Consider the following 1,231-nt stretch of genomic DNA (forward strand, 5'->3'; position numbering starts at 1 on the left):
GCCATTTCGGGCCGCGCCGACACGCCGAGGACGCGGCCGTTCGCATCCCGGGCGACGAGGGCGAGCGGGTGCTCGACATCGTGGTCCTGCAGGTCCCCGGCAAGGGCATCATGGAGCATGTCGGGATCGATCCCGCGACCTACACGTTGGAGCTGTGGGACGGGCCGCCCATGCAGCTCGGCTACGAGACGCAGCGGGTCATCCGCGAGCGGCTCGGCCACTACGACTGGTACGCGGTGATCGAGGACGACATGATCGTCCACGACCCGCTGTTCTTCGAGAAGCTCGCCTGGTTCGAGCGCGCCTTCGGTCCGGAGCGGGCGCTGCTGCCGCTGCGTTACGAGATGGCCCATTCGGGCACGCCGGCCATGGTGGCGGCCTGGCCCGTCATCCCGGTCGACAAGATGACGGCCCTCGGCATGCGCCGCACGGCTGCGCCCGAGCGCCTCGCCGGCCGCTTCCATGACCGCGAGCAGAGCTTCGCGCCGCCCCGCAACCCACATGTCGGCGGCTTCTTCGTCAGCGACGCGCAGCTCCGCCGCTGGGTCGACACGCCGTGGTTCTACGACCGCGACGGGTCGTTCGCCGGGCCGCTGGAGAGCGCCATGACGCTGTCGCTGTGCCGGGCCTTCGATGTCTACCAGTCGGCGGCGCCCGATCCGTTCTTCCTGTCGATCGAGCATTTCGGCACCCGCTACGCCCGCGGCTTCGCGCCGCCCGGCGTGACATACGGCGACGCGCCGCTGCTGAGCCTCGCCCGCCGCGCCGCAGGCGCCTCCGGCGCCGGCTCCGGCGCGCCCGGCACCGGTCTCGACGACCTCCTCGCCGTGTCGGACCGCGAGCTCAACAAGCTGATGAACGCGCGTGACACGCTGCGCGGCGAGCTCGATGCGCTCCAGCGGTCGCGCTCGCAACTGTTCAAGGCGTTGCTGCGGACGATCTGGCGCAAGCTCTGAGGCGAAGGCGCGTCGCAGGCGCGCGGCGGGCCCGCGCCGTCACGTCCCGCACGCCGTCGCGGTCGTCATCCCGGACGAATCGAAACATCCACATCCGGCTCATCCTTTGTTCAGGATGTTCTCGGGCTAGGCGTGACGTCGTAATTCTACGTGCCCATATACGGAACCATCCCGCGCGACACGTCGAAACCGGCTGTCATTAACTCTGCTTTCAGAGGTCGCGACTCTACTGGTTTCGGGTGGATTTTTACGGGTTGTGTACGGGCATGATGAGC

1 protein-coding gene is annotated in these 1,231 nt (G+C 68.7%); it reads left to right on the forward strand.

What is annotated here, in order from left to right:
- On the forward strand, positions 1 to 956 hold a 956-nt coding region (locus ABTU92_RS29265), incomplete at its 5' end, for a hypothetical protein (protein WP_408095065.1).
- Positions 957 to 1,231: the final 275 nt, after the last annotated feature.

Origin of the sequence: Rhodoplanes sp. SY1, assembly GCF_046000175.1 — a bacterium.
GTDB lineage: Bacteria > Pseudomonadota > Alphaproteobacteria > Rhizobiales > Xanthobacteraceae > Rhodoplanes.